Raw genomic sequence first — 5,627 nt, 5'->3', positions numbered from 1 at the left:
ACTACAAGGGACTTGACCCGACTCGGATGTCATGAGGTTGCTCCCCAGTAGCTGGGGAGCCTGCTTCCGTCTACGAGATGTCCTGTACTCGCGTTCGACGGTCGTTGTGGTAGAAGCATTTTTCCTTGTCAGGCCGTAATCTCCTCACTGAAAGCCTTCCGAAACAGCATCGGACGACGGATCAGAGTGAGATCCAAGACCTAGCAGAACCACGACCAAATCTAGAGGATCCCCAAGGAACGGTCTACTATCGTCGGTACGGGGTGAAAGCCCGCTCCACCAAGGAAAAGATCAAGCGATGTCGGATTTTATCAGCAAGCCTGAAAGCTCTCCCCACAAGAAGGTCTCGATCAAAGTGAAGGAGGTTCCCGAGAAGACCCGCGACGAAAACATTCTTGCCCCCAACGGAAATCACCATCCGTCTCCGACGCAGGGCTGAGGACACTGTGAACAGTGAGCCTGTCCTTAACAGAGTTGTCTATGCGTGGGGATCTGGGCAGAGCACTTTCCTACGCGCAACTAATGGGAAACTCTACGAGGCTGAGGCCGCCGTAGAACAACTACAGTTGCCTGCGCTGAACGAGACAGGCTCACTGTTCTCTCAACGAATCGAGGTTGATCTGTCAAATCGACCTGAACTCGTAGTATCCACTAGCACAGCCTCTACCGAGCTGGCCCACCGACTTGGCTGCGCAGTGTGGACCACTGCTAAATTTCTCTCAGAGCCTTCCGAGGCCACCTCCGTACTATGGCTAAGCGATTGCCCTGACGGAAGTGCAGGTGTCCTTGCGGAAAAACGCGCAAGAGAGGGCGGAATCGAGTTCGCCGCAGTTGAACTCAGATATCCAAACCTTTACATCGTTCCTTCAAATGGCTGGACCTACCGAGACCTAAATCTGCGACGGATAGCAGTTGCGGCTAGACCAGAAGTTTTTGATAAGATCTCAGTTCACCCAGATCTCAATAATGCAACACCAATTCTTGAATCGATAATAAAAAGATCGTTCTTTAAGTTTCATCGAACTCGTGCTTGCGAGATCACGAATTACTCAATAGAGAGTAGTGACAAGGAACGCTCGATAGTGGTTCCTTGGAACGGCAACCCTCAATTGCACGAAGACGAATCGATCGGGGATCTTGACGAACTTGTAAACGAGGATCACGGAGTTATCTCTCGTCTAAGAAAGATTCGTCATTCACCAACCGTACCTCCGTGCTTGAAGACAATCCAAAGTGATGTTAGTAACACTCGCCGCATCTCTCAGTGGACTAACAATACGGTTTGCCAAGGAAGCACATTCAACGACACTGAGGCATCCAGGTATGCCGCAATCGGCGAGAGCATAGAGAGGTACTGCATAAATCTTCTCGATACTCTTCCAATAACGACTGCTACCGCTGCAGATATGATCCATCAAGGTAAGTCAGTTATTGATTTCAGACGCCTGATACTATTTTCGGAAGAACAGTACTCGAAACCAGGGTTTCCTTTCGTTCCATTCGCAGAGGACCTAGCCCTCCCCTGGATCCCTGGAGTCAACCTGATTACCGGGGTTGAGACTTGGGTTCCGATGTCGATGGTGTATGTCAACTTCAAGCGAATGACACAATTAACGTTCCCCCCAATTGAGTCGGTCCCGTACACAGGGGTCGCAGCGGGCTCCACGTATGAATACGCAGTGATGTCATCCCTTGAAGAGATCATTGAACGAGATGCCACGATGATCTGGTGGCATAGCCAGCCGATTATACCATCAATAAAAATTGATGACTCGACGGTCAATAAGGTAGTTGAATTTGCAGAGTCTCATGATAATGAAATCTCATTTCTTAGTCTTCCAAACGAATTTCGAGTGCCGGTAGTAGCCGCCGCACTTCGGAGCACGGAAGAGCAGATCACTAACGTCGGATTTGCCTGCCGTCCGACGATCAAGGAATCTGCGCTCAAAGCGCTAACCGAGGCCTACACTCTACAGGACGGGAGTCGAGATTTGCTTTGCGAACGTGGCCAGCTCAGGCAGGCGATTGAGCGTAAGGAGTTCCTCGCCACAGCGATTCATCCGTATCGCGAGGATCGCAGATACCTAGACGACATCTCCGATGATTTTAGCGACGTCGATGACCTCATGATGCAACAGCAGATCAACTTGGACCCGCGTTCTGCGCCGTATCGAGATCCATGGCTTTACCCAAATACTACTAATGACCCCTTGCCGCCCCATCAGTTGGAGGAGCGGAGTTTGGACGCCTACCTCAAGCGCATCACGGACCGCGGGTACGAGCCAATTGTAGTGGACGTGACATCTCCCGATGTTCGCATGATGGGGGCCAATGTCGTCAAAACTATCGTGCCAGGGTTGGTACCCAATTTCCCGGCCGCATATCCCCACCTTGGACATGGACGAATCCAGAACGAGTATGAAACATTGGGGATCTTGAACCATCACCAATCGCCAGAGTCTCTGCACTACTTCCCTCTTCCCCATGCCTGACGTCCCCGAGAGCGAAGCATCCGCAGCCGACAGGGTCGCGGACACCATCGGGCCAGCTCAGATTGCTCTGGCCGGCGGACTTCTGGTGGTGGAGCTGCTGACCGGGATTCAGACCTACCTTTCGCAGACGGTGATGCCACTGATGGCAGCCGAGTTGAAAGCGCACTCGTTCTACGGGGTGGTCACCGCCACCGGCGCCGTGGCGAACTTCGCAGGGCTACCGCTGGGAGTAGGGCTCACGGCACGGTTCCGGATCCCCCGACTGCTGATGAGCTTCACTGCGTTGATCTGCGCTGGTGCGATCCTGTGCGCAGTCGCTCCAAGCATTGTGTGGTTCCTGATCGGCACCGCCATCCGGGGATTCGCGGCCGGCTGCATCGCAACGGTGTCGATGGGCGCCGTCGTCACCGGCCTGGCGGGACGAGTGCGCCAGATCACCTTGGCAGCGATGTCTGCCATGTGGGTCATCTCGGCGCTGTTCGGTCCGGGCTACGCCGCATGGATCTCGCACGCCCTGAGCTGGCGATGGGCGATGGTGCTGTATCTGCCCCTCCTGCTCGCAGCTCGCGCGATAGTGGCGCGCCACCTGCCCGATCGTGAACCCTCTCAGGACAGCCAGATCAGCTGGGCAGACGCCGTGTTGCTGGCCCTGGCGATGGGGTGCATTGCCGCGCCGGTCAACTCGCCGTGGCTGCGAATGGTGCTGCTGGGCACCGGCATCGCACTGCTGGCAGTGGCGGCACGCCGAGTCCTTCCCAACGGGACCTTCAGGTTGAGGTCACGACGCCGGACGGTGATCGCCTTCATGTTCGGGCTGTGCGGGCTCTACTTCGCCGTCGACTCGGTGGTCGCGATCATCGCCCACGACGCCTTCGGCGCCAGCGCTGGAGCCATCGGGGTCGTCATCATGTCCGGTGGCCTCGGATGGGCCCTGACGGGCCTGTTCTGCGGTTGGAGACCGGCGGGCAGCACGGCTGCCTATCGGCGCCGCGCGGGTCTGGGAGTCGCAATCCTCGCTCTGGGTGTGGTGGTCATGAGTTGTGCCTCCAGCCGCTGGTTCGGCACCACCCCGATCACGATTCTCGCGGTGGGATGGGCCCTGGCCGGTATCGGGATGGGCCTGTGCTACGTCGACACCCTCAACATGCTCTTCACGCCACCTGGGGATCCTGACGGGTTGTCCGATATGGATGTCAGCAATGCCGCGGTGATGGCCGAGTCGATCTCCGGGATCGCCACCACGACCGCCGCAACCACCTTCCTGGCGACCAGCCTCGGCGGCGGCCTGGACATTGGTTCGCGCTCGGTCGTCCTGCTGGTGATCATCGCTGTGGCGGTGCTGGCCCTAGCCTTTCCGCTGCTCAAGATCCGTTCAGATCAAGTGGTCGGGCAGTGAAACCGCCCACGTGTTCAGCATCCAGAGACATGCATCTTGGACCGGGCTGGAGGCCGCAGATCCATACCTCAGGATCCGGAGTGCAGCCGGTTCTGAATCCTCCATGTCCTGTAGAAATCGTCTGACGTGGGGTGTGAGGATCCCAATCCCCAAGCCGATCCCGCGCAGATCCTCGGGATAGTCGCCGAATCTCCTGCATTGCAGAGTGATTGAGAATCGGGTGCGGCGCGTTATCAGAAGATGCCGAGCACATTCGCTGTGATCGGCTCACGCCGTCGGGCCCGCGCGTCACAAAGCTGATGGGGTGAACGCCAGTCAGGCGGCGAGCGACGAGATCGGCGAGGATTTCGTTCTATGCGGTCCCACTTTCGGCAGCTGCCATGCGCATGCCGAGGAGCTCGCGGCGCCATCGTTGTTCATACCTGTGGCCAACGCCGGGACGGCGTCGATGACTCGACCGCCTTCGCGGATCCTCATGGTGGGCGCCCGCGGTGACGAACGTGAATGAGCCGACATCGCCTAGCGGGTGATGTTGGAAGTCGTCGACGCGCTCGTCGAGATCGGCTGCCATCCGGAAGACCTGGGTGTTCACGGGGCACCGTACTCGGCGCCGACGACGATACGACTGTTGACAATCGGGCTCATCGCATTTGAGGGCTCTTCGGTGCACCGGAGAGCCCTTTGACTTACGCCCAGTCCACTTGCATCGACCTCATCGGCCTCCACATTTGATGGGCTCAATCCCAGCCGGTGCTAGTAGCCGACCGAGACCAGGCTATCTGATACCCGTCTGGTGGGGTATACCCGATTGGACGTATTGGCCGGTGAGTACTTCCGGTGTCCATCAGGGCCGTTCCCGATACTGTTGGACGCATGAGTGCAAGCAGTCTTAATGTCGTTGGACAGATCGTGGGCTACGTACGGGTCTCGGCGGCCGACCAGAATCCCGCCCGGCAGTTGGCGGCGATCGGCGACGTGCACCGGCTCTTCTCCGAGGCCGCCTCCGGCAAGAACACCGACCGGCCGAAGCTGGCCGAGATGATCGCCTACGTCCGCGCCGGCGACACGGTGCGGGTGAAGTCGCCCGACCGGCTGGCCCGCTCCACCCGCGACCTCCTCGACATCGTCTCCCGGCTCCAGGACAAGGAGGTCCAGGTCGAGTTCGTCGACAACCCGGCACTGAACACCAACACACCCCAGGGCGAGTTCATGCTCACCATCCTGGCCGCCGTCGCACAACTGGAGCGCGCCACCATCCGCGAACGCCAGGCCGAGGGCATCGCCCTGGCCAAACAACGAGGCATCTACGACCGCGGACCCAAGCTCTCCGCCGACCAGATTGCCGAAGCGCGCACCCGGAGCGGCGAGGGCGTGCCGAAGGCCAGGATCGCACGTGACCTCCACGTCTCCCGGCAGACCCTCTACACGGCCCTGGCCGGCCAAGGCCGCTATAGAAGGAGTTCACGGTCCTGAACCGGCGAGGTAGCCGGCATACTTCGAGGTGCCGACGCGGTCGAGGTATTCGCCGACCGCATCCCTGGCCATGGCCCGGGCTCACCGTAGCTCGGGATGGTCCTCGATCAGGCGGGCCTCGATGTCAGCGCAAATAGCCTCCGGGCCGATCTCCTCGGGTGTTCCCTGAGCCCATGCGGTCTCGGCCACCGCCCAGTTCAGGCGGTTGATGACCCGGGTGGTCTCAGCCATCTCGGCGTTGCATCGGGCCACTTCCAGCCGTAGAT

General features: G+C 58.8%; 4 protein-coding genes. 3 read left to right on the top strand and 1 reads right to left on the bottom strand.

The annotated features are described in order from the left end of the window. The first annotated feature begins 446 nt into the window (after positions 1 to 446). The 3 genes from HMPREF9153_RS11820 (at position 447) to HMPREF9153_RS04615 (ending at position 5,361) form a co-directional block, all read left to right on the top strand. Positions 447 to 2,492: a YcaO-like family protein gene (locus HMPREF9153_RS11820; protein ID WP_023032101.1), complete on the top strand. Its 2,046-nt coding sequence runs from the start codon at positions 447 to 449 to the stop codon at positions 2,490 to 2,492. Then, entirely contained in the window at positions 2,485 to 3,888 is a 1,404-nt protein-coding gene (locus HMPREF9153_RS04625; protein ID WP_004809866.1) for an MFS transporter, read from the top strand. Before HMPREF9153_RS11820 ends, HMPREF9153_RS04625 begins: the two co-directional genes overlap by 8 nt. Before the next feature lie 873 nt (positions 3,889 to 4,761). Next, entirely contained in the window at positions 4,762 to 5,361 is a 600-nt protein-coding gene (locus tag HMPREF9153_RS04615) for a recombinase family protein (protein ID WP_004809860.1), read from the top strand. An 81-nt stretch (positions 5,362 to 5,442) separates the two neighbouring features. Here HMPREF9153_RS04615 and HMPREF9153_RS04610 read toward each other — a convergent pair. After that, on the bottom strand, positions 5,443 to 5,627 hold a 185-nt coding region (locus HMPREF9153_RS04610; protein ID WP_004809858.1), incomplete at its 5' end, for a hypothetical protein.

Origin of the sequence: Cutibacterium avidum ATCC 25577, from assembly GCF_000227295.1 — a bacterium.
GTDB lineage: Bacteria > Actinomycetota > Actinomycetes > Propionibacteriales > Propionibacteriaceae > Cutibacterium > Cutibacterium avidum.
The sequence above is the reverse complement of the archived record's forward strand: the minus strand, read 5'-3'. Positions and strand labels throughout refer to the sequence as shown.